This window comes from Ornithinimicrobium pratense (assembly GCF_008843165.1).
In the GTDB taxonomy this organism is placed as follows: Bacteria; Actinomycetota; Actinomycetes; order Actinomycetales; family Dermatophilaceae; genus Ornithinicoccus; species Ornithinicoccus pratensis.
This window is the reverse complement of the sequence record NZ_CP044427.1, coordinates 589,934-609,517: the sequence shown is the minus strand read 5'-3', so window position 1 is coordinate 609,517 and position 19,584 is coordinate 589,934. Positions and strand designations below refer to the sequence as shown.

Genomic DNA, 19,584 nt, shown 5'->3' with positions numbered 1-19,584 from the left:
GGCGCAACGCTGAAGCGCAGGTCACCTTCGGGTGGCCTGCGCTTCGCCGTGCCAGAGGTGCCCCCTGGACGGACAACGTCCAGGGCGCAACGCTGAAGCGCAGGTCACCTTCGGGTGGCCTGCGCTTCGCCGTGCCAGAGGTGCCCCCTGGACGGACAACGTCCTGCACCTCATGCAGGGTCGTCGACGCTGCATGAGGTGCAGGACGTTGCCTGTCCCCCGGTGGCTGTGGCTCAGGGTTGCGGCGCGACCTCCGCGTGCCGAGTGGCGCGCTCGTAGACCCTCGCCAGGCGCAGCAGCCGGTCGTCGGCGTAGGGCGCGGCGACGAGCTGCATACCGACCGGGAGCCCGTCGACGAAGCCGGCGGGCACGGACACGGCCGGGCACCGGGTGGCGGAGATGACCGAGCAGGAGCGCATCCACTCCACGTAGGTCTCCAGCTGCACCCCGTCGATCTCCCGGGGCCAGGTCTGCTCGGTCGGGAACGGCATGACCTGCACGGTGGGGGTGAGGAGCAGGTCCCACTGCCCGAACCACTCGCGCACGGCGGCGTCCAGCCGGCCGCGGGCCTCCGCGGCGGACATCAGCTGCTCGGCGCCCATCTGCAGGCCGTGGCCCACATTCCAGATGACCTCTGGCTTGAGCGTGCCGTCGTCGCTGTGCTCGCGCACCAGGCGGCGCAGGTTGGTGGCCATCTCGAAGGCCCGCTGGACATCGAAGACCTCGTCGGCGTCGGCCAGCCGCGGCGCCGACTCCTCCACGGTCGCGCCGAGCGAGGCCAGCACCTCCGCCTGCTCGAGCATGGCGCGCCGCACCTCGGGCGCGACCGGCACCCCGACGCCGAGGTCGATGCTCACCCCGACGCGCACGCCGGACAGGTCCGCGGGCCCCGCGTCGTCGAGCAGCGCGGCGAACGCCTCCGGCGGCAGCGGGCTGGCCAGCGGGCTGGCCGGGTGCGGACCGGCGACGACCGACATGCCGAGCGCCAGATCATCGACGGACCGGGCCATCAGCCCGGTCCGGCTCAGCCAGGTCTCGGGGTTGGCCGCGGGCACGGTCGGCACCACGCCCGGGCTGGGCCGCAGCCCCACGACGTTGCACCAGGCAGCCGGGTTGCGCAGCGAGCCGCCCATGTCGGTCCCGTCGGCCAGGGGCTGGACGCGAGCCGCGAGGACCGCCGCGGCGCCGCCGGAGGACCCGCCGACCGAGCGGCTCGTGTCGAAGGGGTTGCCGGTCGCGCCGAACACCGGGTTGTAGGTGTGCGAGCCGGCCGCGAACTCCGGCACGTTGTTCTTGCCGGTGCAGATGACACCCCCCGCCCACAGCCGTTCGATGATCAGGTCGCTGTGCTCGGGCACCTGGTCGGTCAGCAGCGGGCTCCCGCTGGTGGTGCGGATCCCCTTCGTGGCCAGGGTGTCCTTGTGCGTCATCGGTATGCCGTGTAGCGGTGGCAGGTCTCCGCCGCCGGCGGCGAGGCGGTCGGCCTTGTCGGCGCCGGCGAGAGCGGCCTCCGCTTCCACGGTGACCACCGCGTTGAGCGCGGGGTTGACCTGCTCGATCCGGGCCAGGTGGTCCTCCACAACCTCGCGCGCGCTCACCTCCCGGGCGTGCAGCCGGTCACGCAGCTCGAGGAGTCCCATCTCGTGCAGGGCAGTGTTGGTCATCGGTCGTCCTCCTGGGTGGTGGTGCGGGGTGCTGGGCCATCGACGTCCGTCGCGGCGGCAGGCTCCTCGTCCTCGGCGAAGTGCCCGGCCAGTGGGGCGTCCACGTCGAGCAGCCTCTCCCCCTTGGGCTTCATCGAGTAGAGCACGATGGCGATCGCCGCGGCGGGCACGATGCCCGAGGTCATCAGCGCGGCGACGTTCTCCGGCAGGTTGGCCGCGATCTCCGGCCGCCAGGCGAACCCCTGGCCGACGACGACGGACACGGCGATGATGATGAGGTCGTTCTGGGTCAGCGGGCGCGTCGTCAGCAGGCTGATGCCGGCCGAGATGATCATGCCGAACATCACCACCGCAGCCCCGCCGATGACCGACGCCGGGATGACCGCGATGATCATCGCCAGCTTGGGCACGAACCCAGACAGCACGAGGAAGCCGGCCCCGATCGTCACCACGAAACGGCTCATGACGCCGGTGAAGGCGACCAGGCCCACGTTCTGGGAGAACGAGGTGTTGGGCAGCGCGCTGAAGAGGGCGGCGAGGGCCGTGCCGACCCCGTCGCCCATCAGGCCGCCGCGCATCTCGCGGGTCGTCGGCTGACGCTGGTCACCGGCCTTGGTCAACGCTGAGATGTCGCCGACGGTCTCGATCGAGGTGGCGATCGCCATCGCGCCCATGGCGATGAGCGCCGCGGCGGGGAACTCCAGCCCGAACTGCAGCGGCTGGGGCGCCGAGAACCAGGCGGCCGAGTTCACCCGGCCCCAGTCGACCATCCCCAGGCCGGAAGCGAGCACATACCCCGCGATGATGCCGATCAGGACCGCAGCGGCGCCGATGAAACCGCGCCCAAACCGGTACAGCACCAGGATCGCGACGAGCACGAAGGTGGCCACGGCGAAGTTGCGGACCGAGCCCAGGTCCTCCGAGCCGGCGCCACCGGCGAAGAGCTGAATGCCGGTGGGGATCAGGCCGATGCCGATGACGAGCACGACGATCCCGGCCACCAGGGGCGGGAAGAACCGGCGGATCTTGCTGAACACCGCCCCGAAGAACACCTGGACGACACCGGCGAAGAGCGCCCCGCCGAAGACCGCGCCCAGTCCGTACTGCTGGGCCAGCGGGATGGAGACGACCAGGAAGCCGAAGCTGGTCCCTTGCACGATCGGCAGCCGGGCGCCGACCGGGCCGATGCCCAAGGTCTGCAGGAGCGTGGAGATCCCCGCGACGAGCAGCGCCACCTGCACCAGGAAGGCCGTGTCCTCCGGGCTGGCACCGATGGCTGTGGCCAGGATGACCGGGATCGTCACATTGCTGGCCATCATGACCATGACGTGCTGCAGGCCTAGGGGCACGGCCCGCCTCAGCGGGGGCGGTCGTCGAGCCCGTACCGGACAGGCTGGGCGCTGCTCGTGGACACGGTGGACCTCTCGGGACGTCGTCGGTGACGAGGGTGGGGGGTGGAGAGGAGGGGGCTCAGTCCCGCGTCGGCACGCGGTCGGCCAGGGATCGCAAGGCGTCCACGAAGACCTCGGCCGGTGGGGTGACCAGACCCGCGCCGACCTGACCGGTGCCGGCGACCCGACCGGCCATGCCGGTGTTGATCTGCGGCAGGACGCCGGTGCGGGCGACGGCGGTGGCGTCGATGGCGATGGGGGCGCCGCGGAACTCCAGGATCGGCACCTGCAGGGAGGGGTGCTCCCCGAGGGTGATCTCGTACATGGTCCGGGTCGTGGTCAGCGCGAAGTCGACGTTCCCGCCGACCAGGCGGACGATCGCCGGTGCGGCAGCCATCACGAAGCCGCCCATCCCGGCGGTCTCGGTGATGGCCGAGTCACCGATGTCGGGGTTGGCGTCCTCGGGCCCGTAGGAACCGAGGAAGAGCCCCTCCGGGGTGTTGGCCGGGGCGGTGAACCACTCGTCGCCGGTGCCGGCCAGCTGGATGCCGAAGTCGGTGCCGTTGCGGGCCATGGTGACCACGACCGAGGAGCCGGGGATGTCCTTGGCCGCGGCCATCGCCAACTTGCAGGCGGGCATGACCAGGTTGAGTGCGAAGTGGTCGTTGGCGCCGACGAAGCGGCAGACCTCGGCGATGTCGGCCGGGTCCCGGTCGCCCTGGGCGACGATGTGCGGCAGCAGGTCGCGCAGGAACATCAACGTCGCGCTGCGGTTGCGGTTGTGACCCTCGTCGCCCATCTGCAGCATCTGGGGCAGGTAGGCCCGGATGTCTACCGGGCCGTGCCGTTCGACGGCGCCGGCCAGCACCGGGCCCAGGACGTCACGCATCCACTCCAGGCGGGTGATGACCTCCTCGGAGTAGGCGCCGTAGCGCAGCACCTTGCCCAGCCCCTCGTTGAGGGAACAGTGGGAGACGTTGCCGTGCACCGGATCACGCAGCTCAAAGACCCACATCGATGGGGAGATGACACCGGCCATCGGTCCGACGGCACCACGGCTGTGACAGGGGGCCAGGCTGATGTCCGGCCCGGCCAACTTCTGCTCCGCCTCCTCGGCGGTGGACGCCAGGCCCTCGAAGAGCATGGCCCCGAGGAGAGCGCCGCGCATCGGGCCGGAGGCCCGCTCCCAGGTCAGCGGCGGGCCGCTGTGCAGGAACTCGCCGCGCTGCAGGCCCAGCACCTCGCTGGCCGGGGCGATCCGGACCAGCTCGGCCTCGGCGGCGGTGATGCGCCGCAGCGCCTCCGCGTTGGCCTCCGTGAGCCGGGGATCGGCCAGGACCCGGGCCAGTGCCTCGCTCGTGCCGTCCATCGGCGGACGCCACTCGACGTCGGTCACCGGCACCGCCTGCTGGCGCAGGGCGTCGCCGAAGATGCCGGCGCCGGCGGCGACGACGGACGGGTCGCGGGTCAGCAGGCCACGCAGCGGCTGCTCGGTCGTGCTCATCGGTCGGTCCTCCCGGTCTCGTGCTGGGTGGGCGTGGTCGTGGATGGGTCAGCGGGTGCGGGGGTGCCCAGGTGGGACAGCGCCGCGCGCACCGCCTGCGCGTTGGAGGTGAAGACGTGGGCGCCAGCGGTGGACAGCATGCGGGCGCACTCCTGCAGGCCTTGGGGATCGGCCTCGGTGCCGACCAGGGCGACGACGACCGGCAGGTGGCCGCCGCGGCCGGTGGCGGCCGTGCGGGCGGCGCTGACCGCCTCGGCCAGTTCGCCGGCGGGATCCTGGTGTGCCCCGTGGCCCAGGACAAGGTCCAGCAGCAGCACGCCGCATGTCGGGTCCTCCCCCTGCTGCCGGATGCGCTCCAGGCGCAGCGAGGGGTCGATCATCGGGTGTGCCCGTCCCTGGGTCAGCTCGTCGTCGCCGAAGTCGATCACCACGTGGCCGGTCAGCGTGTCGTGGCCGGAGACCTGCGGCGCCCCCCGCAGCGGGATGTTGGAGCTGATCGGTCCCAGAGCCTCTTCGGCGAGGATCATCGCCTCGTCGGCGAGGGTGCCCCCGCAGTAGAGCCCACGCAGCGACCGGCCACCGGCGGCCGCCGAGGACGGACGCGGCTCGACCGGCACCCACGAGGGCCAGGTCGGCGCCTGAGCGCCGACGGCGGTGAGGGTCTGCTCGACGGCCGCGGTCAGGTCCGGCAGCCCGCGCCCGAGCGTCGCCCAGGAGACCGGGACCCCCAGCTCGGCGGCCAGCTGCTCGAGCTCGGTGACGACCTCCTCCGCGGCGGGTTTGGAGACGATGACGACGTGCGCGGTGGACTCGTCGGCGGCGAGCGCCCTCAGCGCCTGCCGGGCCGAGCGCCCACCCACGTCGGAGGAGAGGTCACGACCACCCAGCCCGAGGCAGTGGCTGATGCCCTCCCCGGCCAGGTCGAGCAGCGCCATCACCTGCTGGGCACCGGTGCCGGAGGCCGCGACCAGGCCGATCCGACCGGGCCGCACGACGTTGGCGAAGCCCAGGGCCGCACCGCCGACGACCGCGGTCCCGCAGTCAGGGCCCATGACCAGCACGTCTTTGGCTGCGGCAGCGTCCTTGAGCGCCACCTCGTCGGCCAGTGGCACGTTGTCGCTGAAGAGCATCACCGACAGGCCTGCGTTGACGGCGTCCAGGGCGTCCAGCACGGCATACTGCCCGGGCGTGCTGATCAGCGCGATGCCGCCGGGGGCGCGGCGGGCGGCGGAGCCGATGGTGCGCGGGGCGACCTCGGTTGTGGAGCCGGTGGCGCGGGAGCGCTCGTGCAGCTCGGCGAGGACGGCCACGAGCTTGTCCTGCCCGGCTGCGAGCGCGGCCTCGTCCTCGCCCCGCAGCGCGATCACCAGGTCGTTGGGACCGGCCTCGTCGGGCACCTGGAAGCCGACCTCGCGCATGAGGCCGAGGTTGAGCTCGGTGCCCATGCCGATCAGTGCTTCGTGCACCCCCGGTGCGGTGCGTACCTGCTGGGACACCTGCATCAAGGTGACGGAGTCGTGGTAGACACCGCGGCGGATCTCGACCGAATCAGTCACGACGTTCCTCTCGTGGCGCCGGCCACCAGGACCGGCTCGGGTTGGGGACGGGCGGGGGTGGTGCGGGCGGGGGTGGTGCGGGTCACCGGGCCGGTGCCGGGGGCGGAGGTATGACGGGCAGGACGGCTCTGGGGTGCGGCCAGCGCCGCGGTCAGACCCAGGACGAGGGCAGGACCGGAGGTGTGCCCGATCCCGGCAACCAGACGGCCGGCGAGGGTGAGGGCGGAGACCCCGGCACCCCGGTGCCAGGCGCGCAGCAGTGCGACGACGGGTGGCACGGCATACCCCTGAGCAGCCTGGTGGAGCAGGGTGGCCGAGATCGCGGTCGTGCGCCCCAGCAGCGGCAGCATGGCCGCCTCCAGCAGCGAGCGCTCGCGGTCCCGGCCGCTGGCGCGCAGCCCGAGCAGCAGCCCGCAAAGCACGTCGTCACCCGCGGGGGTCAGGCCAGGGCCGAGCCCGACCAGCCCGCGGGCCGCCTCGAGGTCGGGACCGGCGGCGAGGACCGCTGCGAGCTCGGCCAACCGACCGGCCAGCGCGTCCTCCAGCGGCGCGAGCCCCGCCAGTCCGGCGCGGGCGGCCTGCCGGGCAGACTCCGGCAGGGGTGCCGTCGGGACGGGCTGCGGGCGCCAGACCCGCCGGACGACCAGTCCGCCACGGGGGGTGCGGACCTCGCCCCCGCCGACGAGGACCCCCTCACCGACCCGCACCCGCAGGGCGTCCAGGTCGGCCCGGGTGATGACGCGCAGCGCGCCCGGGAGCATCAGCGCCTCGGGGGCCAGCAGCGGCAGGACCTCCTGCCCGCGCCGCAGGTAGATGGCCTGGTCGAAGACCGCGGCCACCTCGGTGGGCGCCGGCTGCGCCTGCAGCCACGAGGGGCTGAGCGTGGAGGCGGCCGCCGGCCGCAGGTGCGCTCCCGGCGCGCAGGGCAGGGCTCGCGCCCTGTCCGGACGAGCCTCGGCGGTCTGCATCTCGCCACGATATGCACGGCGCCGGTTTGCCAGGCCAGTGATTTCTGACAACGATTCGGGCATGGATCGTCAAGTTTCGCCCGTGCTGCCCGCCTCCCCGACCTCCGGGATCACCGTGTCCGAGGTGCTGCGGCTGCCGGTCATGCGGGGCACCACGGTGCTGGCCGGCGAGCGGGGCCTGGACCGGCTGGTCGCCACCGTCAACGTGATGGAGGTGCCCGACCTGTTGCCGTGGGTGCGTCCTCGCGAGCTGCTCCTGACGACCGGCTACCCGCTGCGCGCCCACGAGGGCAAGGACCTCGCCGCCTGGATCGCCGACCTGGACGACCACGGGCTGTCTGGGGTCGCGATCAAGCTGGCCCGCTACGTGGACGAGCTGCCCGAGGCTGCGCTGCGGGAGGCCGACCGGCGAGGCTTCCCGGTGCTGGTGGTCCCTTTCGACCTGGGCTTCGACGACGTGATCACCCAGGTCCTGACCGTGGTGATCAACCGGCGGGCCGACACCCTGGCCCGGGCCGAGCAGGTGCTCCAGGACCTCGTGGGTGTGGTCATCGCCGGCGGCGACCTGGACCAGGTGTGCCAGGGGGTGGTGCGTCACCTCGCCCGGACCAGCCTGGTCACGACCATGGACGGCCGCGTCCTGGCGGCCGCCGGACCGGTCCCGGAGCGGGTCGCCAACCTGCCCGGATTCGACCCAACGGGCCGCTTCGTCGTGGAGACCGAGGTGCCCGGGGTGTCCGCGGAGTTCGACGGGGTGCACCGCCTGGTGGCCCGCGTGACAGGGGCACGGGCGGACCTGGGCCGGCTGATCCTGTTCCGGGAGGACGCCTTCACCGACGACGACAACCACGTGGTCGGCCAGGCGACGACGGCGGCCGCCCTGGCGATCACCAAGCAGCAGGCGGTGGCCGCGGTCGAGGGCAAGTACCGCGCCGACTTCCTGCGCGACGCCCTGCTGGGCCGGGCCGGTGACGCCGAACGGGTAGCCTCCCACGCCGGCGAGCTGGGCTGGGACCTGCGCCGACCCCTCGCCGTGCTGGTCGCCGAGGCCGAGGAGGTGCCCTCGGACGACCCTGTGCTGCGGACCCTGCCCGAGCGTTTCCGCGCCGCGTGGGAGCGGGTCGCGAGCACCGACGACGAGGCCGCGGCCGTGGCCGGCTTCAACCAGGAGGTGGTCGTCCTGCTCGGCGTCCCGGCCCACGACGACCCGAGCGCGGTCGCCGAGCGGGTGCGTCAGATGGCCGAGCAGGTGCACGGCCGGGGCGGCGGCGGCCGGCGGGTCTTCGTCACCGGCATCTCGCGCACCATCACCGACCTCGCCGACCTGCCCCGGGCCTACTCGGAGGCGCGCAAGGCGGCGCAGGTGGGGCGCCGGCTGCACGGCGACCGGGCCGTGACCCACTTCGATGCGCTGGGGGTCTTCCGGCTCCTTTCCCAGGTCGAGGACCGAGCCGAGCTGGCCAGCTTCATCAGCGAGACCCTGGGGCCGCTGGCCGCCGAGGACTCCGAGGAGATGGAGGACCTGCGCACCACCCTGACCGCGCTGCTGGACCACAACCTCAACGTGGCCTCGACCGCCCGCGCCCTGCACTTCCACTACAACTCGCTGCGCTACCGGATCAGCAAGCTCGAGCGCCTGCTCGGCCCGTTCACGACCGACCCCCGGCTCCGGTTCGCGATCATGCTGGCGCTGCAGGCCCGGCAGCTGGACCACGGCTGACCCTCCCGCCGGTGTTCCGCACCCCACCCCCGGGGCGCATACCGCATACCCGTCAAGAGGTGCCCAACGGTGCCCGCTCCCAACGTCACATAGTGCCAGTCCTGTCCCTCGGGGCGGGGTTTAGTGTCGGGTGGCACAGGAGGCGTGCCCCGACCCAGACCCTGCGGGGCCCGTGAGCGCCCCCCACGAACGAAGGAGTTTGCGGTGTCGGCATTCGGCTGGAAATTGCACGGGGACGGGAAGAACCTCAGACCCGGAGACGTCGTCGCACCCGACGAACGCCTGAGCTGGGGCAAGACGGTGGGCCTGGGCGCCCAGCACGTGGTCGCGATGTTCGGCGCCACGTTCGTCTTCCCCCTGATCATGGGCCTGAACCCCCAGTTGGCGATCATGATGAGCGGGATCGCGACGATCGCCTTCCTGCTCATCGTCCAGGGCAAGGTGCCCTCCTACCTGGGCACCTCGGCCGCCTTCGTCGGCGGTGTCGCCGCAGTGATCTCCCAGGGCGGCACGCCCCAGCAGGTCACCGGCTCGATCTTCGTCGCCGGCATCGTGCTGACCCTGACCGGCATCCTCATCCACTTCATGGGTGCCGCGACGCTGACCAAGATCCTGCCGCCGGTCGTCACCGGCGCGGTCGTCATGCTCATCGGCTTCAACCTGGCGCCGGTCGTGGCCAATGTGTACTGGCCACAGGACCAGTGGATCGCCCTGGCCACGATGACCGCCACCATCCTGCTCGCCACCGTCCTGCCCGGCTTCTGGGGACGGGTCTCGGTGCTGCTCGGGCTGGTTTTCGGCTATGTCGCGTCCTGGCTGGCCGACATCGTGACCGGCCCGATCACCGCCTACAACGCGAACACCGACCAGGTCGACACCCACAACCGCGTCGACTGGTCCGGGGTGGTGGACGCCCCGTGGCTGGGTCTGCCGCCGGCGACCGACAGCGCCGCGGGCGTCGTCGGGTGGCACCTGCCCGACATCCAGCTGACCTTCGTCCTGCTGATGCTCCCCGCGGTCGTCGCCCTGGTCGCGGAGAACGTCGGCCACGTCAAGGCGGTCGCCGAGATGACCGGGCACGACCTCGACCCGGTCATGGGTCGGGCTGTCGCCGCCGACGGTGTCGGCACCATGCTGGCCACCTCGGTCGGGGGGTCGCCTACCACCACCTACGCCGAGAACATCGGCGTCATGGCCTCCACCCGGGTCTACTCCACCGCGGCCTACTACGTCGCGGCCCTGGTGGCCATCATCTTCGGCCTCTCCCCCAAGTTCGGCGCCCTCGTCTCGGCTGTCCCTGGCGGCGTGCTCGGCGGGATCACCGTGGTGCTCTACGGCATGATCGGCCTGCTCGGCGCCAAGATCTGGGTCGAGAACAGGGTGAACTTCTCCCGCCCGATCAACCTGGTCCCCGTCGCCGCCGGCATCATCATCGCCATCGGCGACACCTCCCTGGACATGGGCGACTTCTCGCTGGCCGGCATCGCCCTCGGCACCATCGTGACGATCCTGGCCTACCACATGGTGGCCCTGCTGATGCCCGCCTCGATGAAGGACGACGACTTCGGCACCGCCCATATCGCCGATCCCCCTGGCGGCCAGAACCTGCAGAACCTGGGGCTCGCCGACGACTACGGCCTCTACGGTCACCGCATCCTGGGCCGCACCTCCGAGGGCCACCTCATCGTGGAGGAGAAGGCCCAGGCCCCGACGCAGGACGCCGACCCTGACCGCAAGGACGGCTAACCAGGTGGACCGCTGACGTGACCGCATAGCCTTGACCGCACCCGCCTGGCCGAGGGCCGGGCGGGTGCGGTCACGATCCCAAGACCCGAGCTCGCAGAACAGGTGATCCGACCATGAAACCGGCCCCCTTCACGTACCACGCGCCGGCCGACCTCGACCAGACCCTGGCCCTGCTGGCCGAGCACGGCCCGGAGGCCAAGGTGCTGGCCGGCGGGCAGTCGCTGGTCCCGGTCCTCAACATGCGGCTGGCGAACCCGGCGCACCTGATCGACATCAACCACGTGCCCGGCCTGGACACGGTCGTGGCCAACGACGACGCCGTCCACGTTGGCGCCCTCGTCCGACACGCGCACCTGCTCTCCCACTCCGCCGCCCGGACCGCGCAGCCGCTCCTGCGGCAGGCCCTGCAGTGGGTGGCCCACCCGGTCATCCGCAACCGGGGCACCACCCTGGGCTCGATCGTGCACGCCGACCCTTCCGGCGAGATGCCCGCCGTGCTAGCGCTCACCGACGGCCGCGTCCGGCTGCGCTCCGCGGGCGGGGAGCGGGAGGTCCCCGCCGCCGAGTTCTTCGTGGGCCCGATGGAGTCCGCGATCGCCGATGACGAGCTCGCGGTCGAAGCCATCTTCGGGCGCTTCCCGGCCGGCACCCGCACCGGCTTCACCGAGACCGCCCGCCGGCACGGCGACTATGCCCTGGCGGGGGTGGCGCTTGCGGTGAGTGTCCAGGACGGTCCCGGTGGGGGCACGGTGGGGCAGGCCCAGGCCAGCTTCGTGTCCGTCACCGACGTCCCCGACGTTCTCGACCTCACCCCGGTCGTCGGTGGCGCCGCCGTCGCCGACCTGGCCGGCCTCGCCGACGCCGTGGCCGAGGCGGTCGCCACCCACGTCGACCCGGTGGGGGACATCCACGCCTCCGCCGACTACCGACGGCACCTGGCCGTCGTGCAGACCCAGCGCCTGCTGTCCACCCTGGTGGGCGCCACCGCCGAGGAGGAGATCGCATGAGCAGCACCCCCGACGCCCAGCAGCCCGAGCCCAAGAGCGTGCGCGGCACGATCGTCACCACCGTGCCCCGCGCCTCGTTCGACCCCGCCGGCGGCGCCGCCCAGCCCGAGGAGCTGCTCGACGTCTACCTGCGGGTCAACGGCGCCGAGCAGCATATTCGTGTGCCCGGCCGTCGACTGCTCTCCGATGCGCTGCGCCACGACCTCGGCCTGACCGGCACCCACGTCGGCTGCGAGCACGGTGTCTGCGGCGCGTGCACGGTGCTGCTCGACGGCCAGCCGGCCCGCGCCTGCCTGATGTTCGCCGCGACCGCGCAAGGTCACCAGATCACCACGGTCGAGGGCCTGAGCACCCCGGACGGGGAGCTCGGGCCGGTTCAGCAGGCGTTCGTGGAGTGCCATGGCCTGCAGTGCGGTTTCTGCACCCCCGGTTTCCTCACGACCATCACCGCCTACCTGGACGAGAACCCGGACCCCACCCCGGAGGAGGCGCGGGAGGCTATCGGCGGCAACCTGTGCCGGTGCACCGGCTACCAGAACATCGTCAAGGCCGTCTGCCGCGCCGCCGAGCTGCGCCGCGGTGAGCAGGCACCGCCGGACGGCACGCAGACACCAGCAGCGCCGACCGAGAGGCAGGAGCAGCGATGAGCACCCGCACCGTCGGATCATCCGTCCAGCGCCGCGAGGACCCACGGCTGGTCCGCGGGGACGGCCGCTACCTCGACGACCTCGGGCACGACGCCCTGGCCGCCGCCTTCGTGCGCAGCCCGCACGGGCACGCCAAGGTCGTCGACATCGACACCTCCGGCGCCATCGACGTGGACGGCGTCGTCGCGGTGTGGACGTGGGAGGACCTGGAGGGGACCGGCTCGGCGGCCGAGCCGCTGCCGATGTTGCTGCCGCACCCGAGCATCGAGCACCCGGTGACCGGTTACGCGCTGGCCAAGGACCGCGTGCACCACGTCGGCCAGCCCATCGTCATGGTCGTCGCCCAGGACCGTTACCTGGCCGAGGACGCGGCGCAGCGGGTGCGGGTGAGCTACGAGCCGCTGCCGGCCGTCGTCGGCGTGGAGGCCGCCCGGGCCGCGGAGCGCCTGGTGCACGAGGAAGCCCCGGGCAACGTCGGCGCCTACTTCGAGCAGCACCTCGGTGACGCCGCCGGTCAGATCGACGCGGCCCCTCACGTGCTGGAGCTGGATCTCGACATCGAGCGCAGCGCCTGCATGCCGATGGAGGGCAAGGGGATCCTGGCCCGCTGGGACGCCGAGGAGGGGCGGCTGAAGGTGCACGCCTCCACCCAGACCTCCACCGGGCTGCGGGCAGCCCTGGCCGCCAAGCTCGGCCTGCCCCTGTCCGCCGTGGAGGTGATCGCCCCCGACGTCGGTGGCGGGTTCGGCGTGAAGATCAACCACCCCTGGCCCGAGGACGTCGCGGTGGCGGCGGCGGCGATGCGCATGCAGGCCAAGATCAAGTGGGTCGAGGACCGGCGGGAGCACTTCATCTCGTCCGCGCACGAGCGCCAGCAGCTGCAGCACGTGCGGGTCGGTTTCGACGACGACGGCCAGATCCTGGGCATGCAGGCCCAGGTCTGGCACGACCACGGGGCCTACCTGCCCTACGGCGTCATCGTCCCCCTCAACACGGCCACCCACATCCCCGGTCCCTACCGGATGCGTCACTTCTCGGTGACCTTCACCTCGCTCTACACCAATACGGTCATCGTCACCCCCTACCGCGGCGCCGGCCGACCCCAGGCTGCATACCTGATGGAACGCACCATGGATGCCATCGCCCGGCACCTGGACAAGGACCGCACCAAGGTGCGCTCGGTCAACTTCGTCCAGCCTGAGCAGATGCCCTGGGACCTGGGCATGGTGCTCCAGGACGGCCGGATGGGCATCTACGACTCCGGGGACTTCCCGGCCAGCCTGGAGAAGCTCAAGGAGCTGGTCGGCTGGGAGGACTTCGAGGACTACCGCGAGCAGGCCCGCGCCGAGGGGCGGCGGGTCGGCATCGGTATGGCGTGCTACGTCGAGGGGACCGGGGCCGGCCCGTATGAGGGCGGGCACATCGAGGTCGAGACCAACGGCCGGGTCAACGTCTCCACCGGGCTGACCACCCAGGGGCAGGGCCATGCCACCGTCTTTGCTCAGATTGTCGCCGACGAGCTCGGCGTCAAGGTCGAGGACGTGCACGTCACCACCGGTGACACCCGGCGGATGGCCTACTCGGTCGGCACCTGGGGCTCGCGCGGCGCCGTGATGAGCGGCAACGCGCTGCTGTTGACGGCCCGCAAGGTCAAGGAGCAGGCGCTGCGCATCGCGGCCGACGCCCTGGAGGCCAACCCCGACGACCTGGAGATCGTCGACGGCATCGTCCGGGTCAAGGGTGCGCCGAAGAGCCAGATCCCGCTGCCGATGGTGGCCGTGCTGGCCAACCCGTTGCGCTATGCCTTCGACGAGACGGCTCGGGCGGCGACCCAGTTCGGCGGCAAGAGCGATGAGAGCAAACCGCCTATCGGCGACGCGGAGCACCCCGGCCTGGAAGGCAGCGACTTCTTCTCCCCGGTGCGGACCACGTTCGCCAACGGCATGCACGCCGCCGTCGTCGAGACCGACCCCGACACCGCCGACATCACCGTGCTGCGCTACTGCGTGGTCCACGACTGCGGGCCGATGCTCAACCCGATGATCGTCGAGGGGCAGGTCCACGGCGGGGTAGCCCAAGGCATCGGCGGCGCCCTCTACGAGCGCCTCGCCTACGACGCCGACGGGCAGCTGCTCAACGCCTCGTTCATGGACTTCCTCATGCCCTTCGCCACGGAGGTCCCGCACATCGAGACCGACCACCTGGAGACCCCCAGCCCGCTGAACCCGCTGGGCATCAAGGGTGCCGGCGAGGCCGGCACGATCCCGACCTCGGCGGCGATCGCCTCAGCGGTCGAGGATGCCGAGGGGTTCCCGATCCGGCGTATGCCGATCTCGCCGCCCGAGCTGTGGGAGCTGCGCAAGCAGCACGCCAGCGATACCACCGACCCCTCCTGAAGGAGAGCCTGACATGCAGATCACCGGCCGCAACCACCTGTCCGTCGACCCCCAGACCGCCTGGGCCGCCTTCCACGACGCGGGGGTGCTGGAGCGTTCGCTGCCCGGCGCCCAGAGCCTGCGCGAGGTGGAACCCGGGCGCTTCGCGATGACCGTGGTCGCCGGGGTCGCCGCGATCAAGGGCAGCTACGACGGCTTCGCCACCTTCAGCCAGGAGCAGGAGCCGGAGAGCTTCGTGCTCTCCCTGTCCGGCAGCGGTGGGCCGGGCACGGTCGACGCCGATGTGCACGTGCGCCTCTCCCCCGCCGAGGACGGCGGGACCGATCTGGACTGGACGGCCGACGCGGTGGTCGGGGGCCGGTGGGCGGGGTCGGCCAGCGGATGCTCTCGGGCGTCGCCAAGCGCCTGGCCACCCAGTTCTTCACCAACATCGACAAGGATCTGGCCGCCGGCTCCCAGACCGCGGCAGGAGGGGACGAAGAGCTGGCCGGCGGCGACGCGACCGGTGATCACGGGGCCGGAGTGCAGCCTGCCGGGCAGACCGGCACTCCCCGGGCCGGCGCGGGGGCACCGCGCCCGTCCCTGCCCTCCCCCGGCGGGGCGATCCCCTCGGCCCCCGGGCAGCTCCTGCCGATGTTGACCGGGGCCGCGGTCGCCCTCGTCGGGGTCGCGGTGGGGGCTCGCCTCAGGCGTCGCTGAGCGCCCGCGCACCATCTAGCAACATCCGCTGAAGGTCTCGTCGGCCGTCGTCATATCTTGACGACGAAGGGGGCAGGTTAACCGGCTTGAATCAAAGGCGCGTGGCCGGGCGCTGGACCCTGTTTCCGTCCGGCCACGCGCAGGCCAACCCCCGCAACAGGCCCGAAGGGAAGCTGGATGAGCAACACGCACCGCCGAATCCGGATCGGCATCGACACCGGTGGCACGTTCACCGACGTCGTCGCCTTCGACGAGGACGCCGGCACGATCACCACCACCAAGACCCCGTCCACGCCGAGCAACCCGGCTGACGGGTTCATCAACGGCATCGACAAGGTCCTGGACCTGCTCGAGGCCTCAGGAAGTGACATCACCGCGGTCTCGCACGGCACCACGGTCGCCACGAACCAGCTGCTCGAGGGCAAGGTTGAACCGGTCGGCTTCATCACCACCGAGGGCTATGAGTTCGTTCTCGAGATTGCTCGCCAGACCGTCCCGAACGGCTACGGCAACTCCTACTTCTGGGTCAAGCCGAGCCGCATCACCCCCGCCGACCTGGTCAAGACCGTCGGTGGCCGGATGGACTTCGAGGGCAACGAGGTCCGCCCCTTCGACGTCGAGGGGGCCCGTCAGGTCGCCCGCTGGTTCAAGGAGCGCGGGATCACCACCATGGCGGTGAACTTCCTGCACGCCTACGCCAACCCCGCGCACGAGCAGGCGATGCGGGCCATCCTTGAGGAGGAGTATCCCGGCGTGGTGGTCTCCCTCTCCAGCGAGGTGCTGCGCGAGTACCGCGAGTACGAGCGCTCGATGACCACCCTGGTGGACGCGGCCGTGAAGCCGAAGGTCAGCGCCTACGTCACCAACATCTCCGAGCGCCTGCACAGCTACACCGAGGGTGGTCACGCTGAGGCCGGGGGGTCCACGGGGGGCGCAGCCCCCCGTGCGATGCCGTTCTACATCATGAAGTCCAACGGTGGCGTGCTGTCGGCCGATGAGGTCGTGCACCAGCCCATCACCACCGTGCTCTCCGGCCCCGCCGCTGGCGCCCTGGGGGCCGCGCTCATCGCCGGCAAGGCCGGCTTCGACCGCGTGCTCACCTGCGACGGTGGAGGCACGTCGACCGACGTCTGCGTGGCGCTGAACGGCGAGCCGACCCTGACCACCGAGGGCACCGTGGGTGCCTACCCCTCCAAGATCCCGATGATCGACGTGGTCACGGTGGGAGCCGGCGGTGGGTCCATCGCCTGGATCTCCCCGGAGGGATCGCTCAAGGTCGGGCCGCACTCGGCCGGTGCGGACCCAGGCCCGCTGTGCTACGGCAACGGGGGCGCCGACGGCGCCCCCACCATCACCGACGCCCACCTGCTGCTCGGTCGCATCCCGGCCCACCTGCTCGGTGGCGAGATCCCGCTCGACGCGGACGCCTCCCGCGCCGGTCTGGAGCGCCTGGCGCAGCAGCTCGACCTCAGCATCGAGCACGCCGCCGCGGGCATCCTGGAGATCAGCGCCTGGAACCAGGCCAACGCGCTGCGGCAGGTCTCCGTCAAGCGCGGCCTGGACGTGCGCGAGTTCATGCTGGCCACCTTCGGTGGCTCCGGCTCGCTGCTGGCCTGCCGGCTCGTCGACATCCTCGATCTGGCCGGGGTCATCGTCCCGCTGAACCCGGGCAACGTCTCCGCCTTCGGCCTGCTCACTGTCGACGTCAAGAACGACTACGTGCAGACCATGGTCGCCAAGCACGCCGCACTCGACCTGGGTGCCCTGCAGCAGGCCTACACCGAGCTGACCGAGCGCGCGGCACACGCGCTGGACATCGAGGGCTTCACCCCTGAGCAGCACCAGTACCAGCGCAGCGCCGACCTGCGCTACGTCGGCCAGGCCTTCGAGGTCCGCGTGTCGGTGCCGGAGGGCGACCTGGACGCCGCCGCCGCCGAGACGGTCGCGGACGCCTTCCACGAGGCCCACCGGGCCCTGTACGGCTACGACTTCCGCGGTGATGACACCCAGCCGGTGGAGTGGGTCAACCTGCGCGTCACCGGCATCGGCCCGATCACCCGGCCGGAGCTGCCGACCATCGCCGAGGGCGACGGCAGCCCGGAGCGGGCCTGCACCTCCGTGCGCCCCGTCTGCTTCGACGCGGACGCGGACTATGTCGACACCCCCGTCTTCTGGCGGCCCGACCTGCGGGGCGGCGACACCGTCGAGGGGCCGGCGATCATCGAGGAGTTCGGCTCGACCATCCCCGTCCACCCGGGCTTCACCGTCAAGGTCGACCCCTGGGGCAACCTGGTCATCACCAAGCCGGACACGGTCGCCTCCCGTGAGCTGACCGACGACGTGCCCGTCATCCAGTCCGCCTCCGCGCAGAACGAGGAGAGCTACGCATGAGCAGCACCACCACCCCCGCCACCACCGTCGTCGACCCCATCCTGGTCGAGATCATCGAGGGCACCCTGGCCTCGGTCGAGCAGGAGGTCGAGACCGCCATCGGCCGTACCTCCCGCAGCCCGATGATCCGCGACGCCCACGACTTCCGCGCCGGCATCTACGACTGGCAGATGCGCAAGCTCACCGGTCGTTCCTACAGCGCCCTGGTGCAGCCGGTCGTGCGGGACTTCCCGCTGGAGACCATGCGCCCCGGCGACGTCTTCTTCCACAACGACGTCTACGAGTCCGAGGGCGGCATTGGCCACCTGCCGGACCTGTGCGTGACCGTGCCGGTCTTCTTCGAGGGCGAGGTCGTCGCCTTCGTGCAGGCCTTTGGGCACCACGACGACATCGGCGGCGCGACGCCGGGCTCGATGCCCTCGACCGCCACCAGCGTCTTCGAGGAGGGCCTCATGGTCCCTCCGATCAAGCTGTGGGACCAGGGCGTGCCCAACCGCGCCGCCTTGCGGATCATGACCCGCAACTCCCGCATGCCCGACTCCCTGGCCGCCGACCTGGACGCCGAGTGCTCGGCCTGCCTGATGGGCGCCAAGCGCATCACCGAGCTCTTCGGGCGCTACGGCCGGGAGCCGATCGAGGCCGCCTTCCAGGCGATCCTGGACAAGACGACTGAAACCTACCGCCGGGAGATCCTGTCCAAGATCCCCGACGGCGAGTACGTGTGGGAGGACTACGCCGAGCACGACGGGGTGGACGAGCCCAGGCTGCACACCCAGCGGATCACCCTGACCAAGACCAGCACCGGTGGCCCCGGCACCGAGCCGGGCGGCGGCCCGAAGCTCATCTTCGACTTCACCGGCACCGCGCCGCAGGCCAAGGGCCCGATCAACCACTGCGGTGACTACGCCGACGGCAACTTCCTGAAGAAGTGGCTCGCGCCGATCCTCCGGAACCTGGCCGACACCCCCGAGCGGATGGCCGAGCTGGACGTCAACGAGGGCATCGTGCCGTTGATCGAGATGAAGTTCCCGGAGAAGGGCACGTTGCTCACACCGATCTTCCCGGCACCGACCAATGCCCGTACCTTCGTCATCCTGCGTCTGCTGGGGGTGCTCTCCGGGGTGATCGCCAAGGCGGTGGACGGTCGGATGCCCGCCGACCAGGAGACGATCCGCTACACCGGCGTCTACGGCAAGGACCGCGACGGCCAGGACTACCTGATGCGTGAGGTGCTCGGCGGTGGCTCCGGCGGGCGCTACTACGCCGATGGCGAGGACACCATCCACGTGGTGCCCGAGTCACGCAACCTGCCGACTGAGTTCACCGAGTCCCGCTTTCCGTTCCTGGTCGAGCGTCTGGGCCTGGCCGTCGACTCCGGCGGCGCCGGTCGCTATCGCGGCGGTCTGGGCTATGAGAAGCACATCCGGATGCTCAAGGACGGCCACTTCATGTCGATCGCCGACCGGTCGATCCTGGCGTGCTGGGGCGTCAAGGGCGGCAAGGCCGGCCGGCCCTTCCAGGTCACCATCGACCCGGGTGGTCCGCACGAGCGCGAGGTCGAGGCCCTGGTCGACGCCGAGGAGGTCAAGGCCGGTGAGGTCATCCGCATCCGCACCACGGGTGGTGGCGGTTGGGGTGACCCGCTCGACCGGCCGGTCGATGAGATCGAGCGCGACCTGCGTTGGGGGAAGATCTCCTTCGACGGCGCCCGCGCGGACTACGGCGTGGTCGCCTCCGGCACCAAGGACGAGCCGGCCATCGACACCGCGGCCACCGAGGAGCTGCGGGCCACGATCCGTGCCGAGCGCGGCGAGGAGCCGTTCTTCGACCGGGGCCCGGGTTATGCCAGTCTCTCCGGCGGCGCGACGTCCGCCGACGTCGACTGGCTCTGAGGG

General features: G+C 71.6%; 13 protein-coding genes and 1 pseudogene. 9 read left to right on the top strand and 5 right to left on the bottom strand.

The genetic code is table 11. From position 1 onward, the window contains the following. Positions 1–233 precede the first annotated feature (233 nt). From FY030_RS02805 to FY030_RS02785, 5 genes are all read right to left on the bottom strand, one after another. Complete coding sequence (locus FY030_RS02805) at positions 234–1,664, bottom strand: amidase (protein ID WP_158060184.1); 1,431 nt, start codon at positions 1,662–1,664, stop codon at positions 234–236. After that, positions 1,661–3,025, bottom strand: a complete 1,365-nt coding sequence (locus FY030_RS02800) for a uracil-xanthine permease family protein (RefSeq protein ID WP_272950552.1) — start codon at positions 3,023–3,025, stop codon at positions 1,661–1,663. The genes FY030_RS02805 and FY030_RS02800 overlap by 4 nt, the downstream gene beginning before the upstream one ends. Positions 3,026–3,134: 109 nt before the next feature. Next, positions 3,135–4,559: a YlbE family protein gene (locus tag FY030_RS02795; RefSeq protein ID WP_158060183.1), complete on the bottom strand. Its 1,425-nt coding sequence runs from the start codon at positions 4,557–4,559 to the stop codon at positions 3,135–3,137. Continuing rightward, the gene (locus FY030_RS02790; RefSeq protein WP_238348520.1) at positions 4,556–6,115 is read right to left on the bottom strand and encodes an FdrA family protein; all 1,560 of its coding nucleotides are present in this window, start codon (positions 6,113–6,115) and stop codon (positions 4,556–4,558) included. The genes FY030_RS02795 and FY030_RS02790 overlap by 4 nt, the downstream gene beginning before the upstream one ends. Then, positions 6,112–7,083, bottom strand: a complete 972-nt coding sequence (locus FY030_RS02785; protein ID WP_192498691.1) for an oxamate carbamoyltransferase subunit AllH family protein — start codon at positions 7,081–7,083, stop codon at positions 6,112–6,114. The genes FY030_RS02790 and FY030_RS02785 overlap by 4 nt, the downstream gene beginning before the upstream one ends. A 61-nt stretch (positions 7,084–7,144) precedes the next feature. On the opposite strand from FY030_RS02785, the gene FY030_RS02775 reads away from it, so the two are divergent. From FY030_RS02775 to FY030_RS02740, 9 genes and pseudogenes are all read left to right on the top strand, one after another. After that, a complete protein-coding gene (locus FY030_RS02775; protein ID WP_158060181.1) occupies positions 7,145–8,803 on the top strand; it encodes a PucR family transcriptional regulator in 1,659 nt (552 codons plus the stop codon). A 204-nt stretch (positions 8,804–9,007) separates the two neighbouring features. Then, positions 9,008–10,549, top strand: a complete 1,542-nt coding sequence (locus tag FY030_RS02770; RefSeq protein ID WP_158060180.1) for a uracil-xanthine permease family protein — start codon at positions 9,008–9,010, stop codon at positions 10,547–10,549. 113 nt (positions 10,550–10,662) lie between these two features. Continuing rightward, positions 10,663–11,556, top strand: coding sequence for an FAD binding domain-containing protein (locus FY030_RS02765; protein ID WP_158060179.1), 894 nt, complete (start codon positions 10,663–10,665; stop codon positions 11,554–11,556). Further along, complete coding sequence (locus FY030_RS02760; protein WP_158060178.1) at positions 11,553–12,203, top strand: (2Fe-2S)-binding protein; 651 nt, start codon at positions 11,553–11,555, stop codon at positions 12,201–12,203. The genes FY030_RS02765 and FY030_RS02760 overlap by 4 nt, the downstream gene beginning before the upstream one ends. Further along, positions 12,200–14,599, top strand: a complete 2,400-nt coding sequence (gene cutA, locus FY030_RS02755; protein WP_158060177.1) for an aerobic carbon-monoxide dehydrogenase large subunit — start codon at positions 12,200–12,202, stop codon at positions 14,597–14,599. The genes FY030_RS02760 and cutA overlap by 4 nt, the downstream gene beginning before the upstream one ends. Beyond that, a pseudogene (locus FY030_RS16715) lies at positions 14,502–14,900 on the top strand (SRPBCC domain-containing protein); the annotation flags it as partial. The gene cutA and the pseudogene FY030_RS16715, both read left to right, overlap by 98 nt. A 59-nt stretch (positions 14,901–14,959) precedes the next feature. Then, positions 14,960–15,298, top strand: a complete 339-nt coding sequence (locus tag FY030_RS16710; protein ID WP_238348702.1) for a hypothetical protein — start codon at positions 14,960–14,962, stop codon at positions 15,296–15,298. A gap of 177 nt (positions 15,299–15,475) precedes the next feature. After that, positions 15,476–17,689 carry a hydantoinase/oxoprolinase family protein gene (locus FY030_RS02745; RefSeq protein ID WP_158060176.1) on the top strand — a complete coding sequence of 738 codons (2,214 nt, stop codon included), beginning with the start codon at positions 15,476–15,478 and terminating at the stop codon, positions 17,687–17,689. Then, complete coding sequence (locus FY030_RS02740; RefSeq protein ID WP_158060175.1) at positions 17,686–19,581, top strand: hydantoinase B/oxoprolinase family protein; 1,896 nt, start codon at positions 17,686–17,688, stop codon at positions 19,579–19,581. Before FY030_RS02745 ends, FY030_RS02740 begins: the two co-directional genes overlap by 4 nt. Positions 19,582–19,584 lie beyond the last annotated feature (3 nt).

Coding starts and splice junctions, on each gene's coding strand:
- FY030_RS02805 (WP_158060184.1), bottom strand. CDS start 1,664: ATGACCAACACTGCCCTGCACGAGATGGGACTCCTCGAGCTGCGTGAC.
- FY030_RS02795 (WP_158060183.1), bottom strand. CDS start 4,559: ATGAGCACGACCGAGCAGCCGCTGCGTGGCCTGCTGACCCGCGACCCG.
- FY030_RS02785 (WP_192498691.1), bottom strand. CDS start 7,083: ATGCAGACCGCCGAGGCTCGTCCGGACAGGGCGCGAGCCCTGCCCTGC.
- FY030_RS02775 (WP_158060181.1), top strand. CDS start 7,145: ATGGATCGTCAAGTTTCGCCCGTGCTGCCCGCCTCCCCGACCTCCGGG.
- FY030_RS02765 (WP_158060179.1), top strand. CDS start 10,663: ATGAAACCGGCCCCCTTCACGTACCACGCGCCGGCCGACCTCGACCAG.
- FY030_RS02760 (WP_158060178.1), top strand. CDS start 11,553: ATGAGCAGCACCCCCGACGCCCAGCAGCCCGAGCCCAAGAGCGTGCGC.
- cutA (WP_158060177.1), top strand. CDS start 12,200: ATGAGCACCCGCACCGTCGGATCATCCGTCCAGCGCCGCGAGGACCCA.
- FY030_RS02745 (WP_158060176.1), top strand. CDS start 15,476: ATGAGCAACACGCACCGCCGAATCCGGATCGGCATCGACACCGGTGGC.
- FY030_RS02740 (WP_158060175.1), top strand. CDS start 17,686: ATGAGCAGCACCACCACCCCCGCCACCACCGTCGTCGACCCCATCCTG.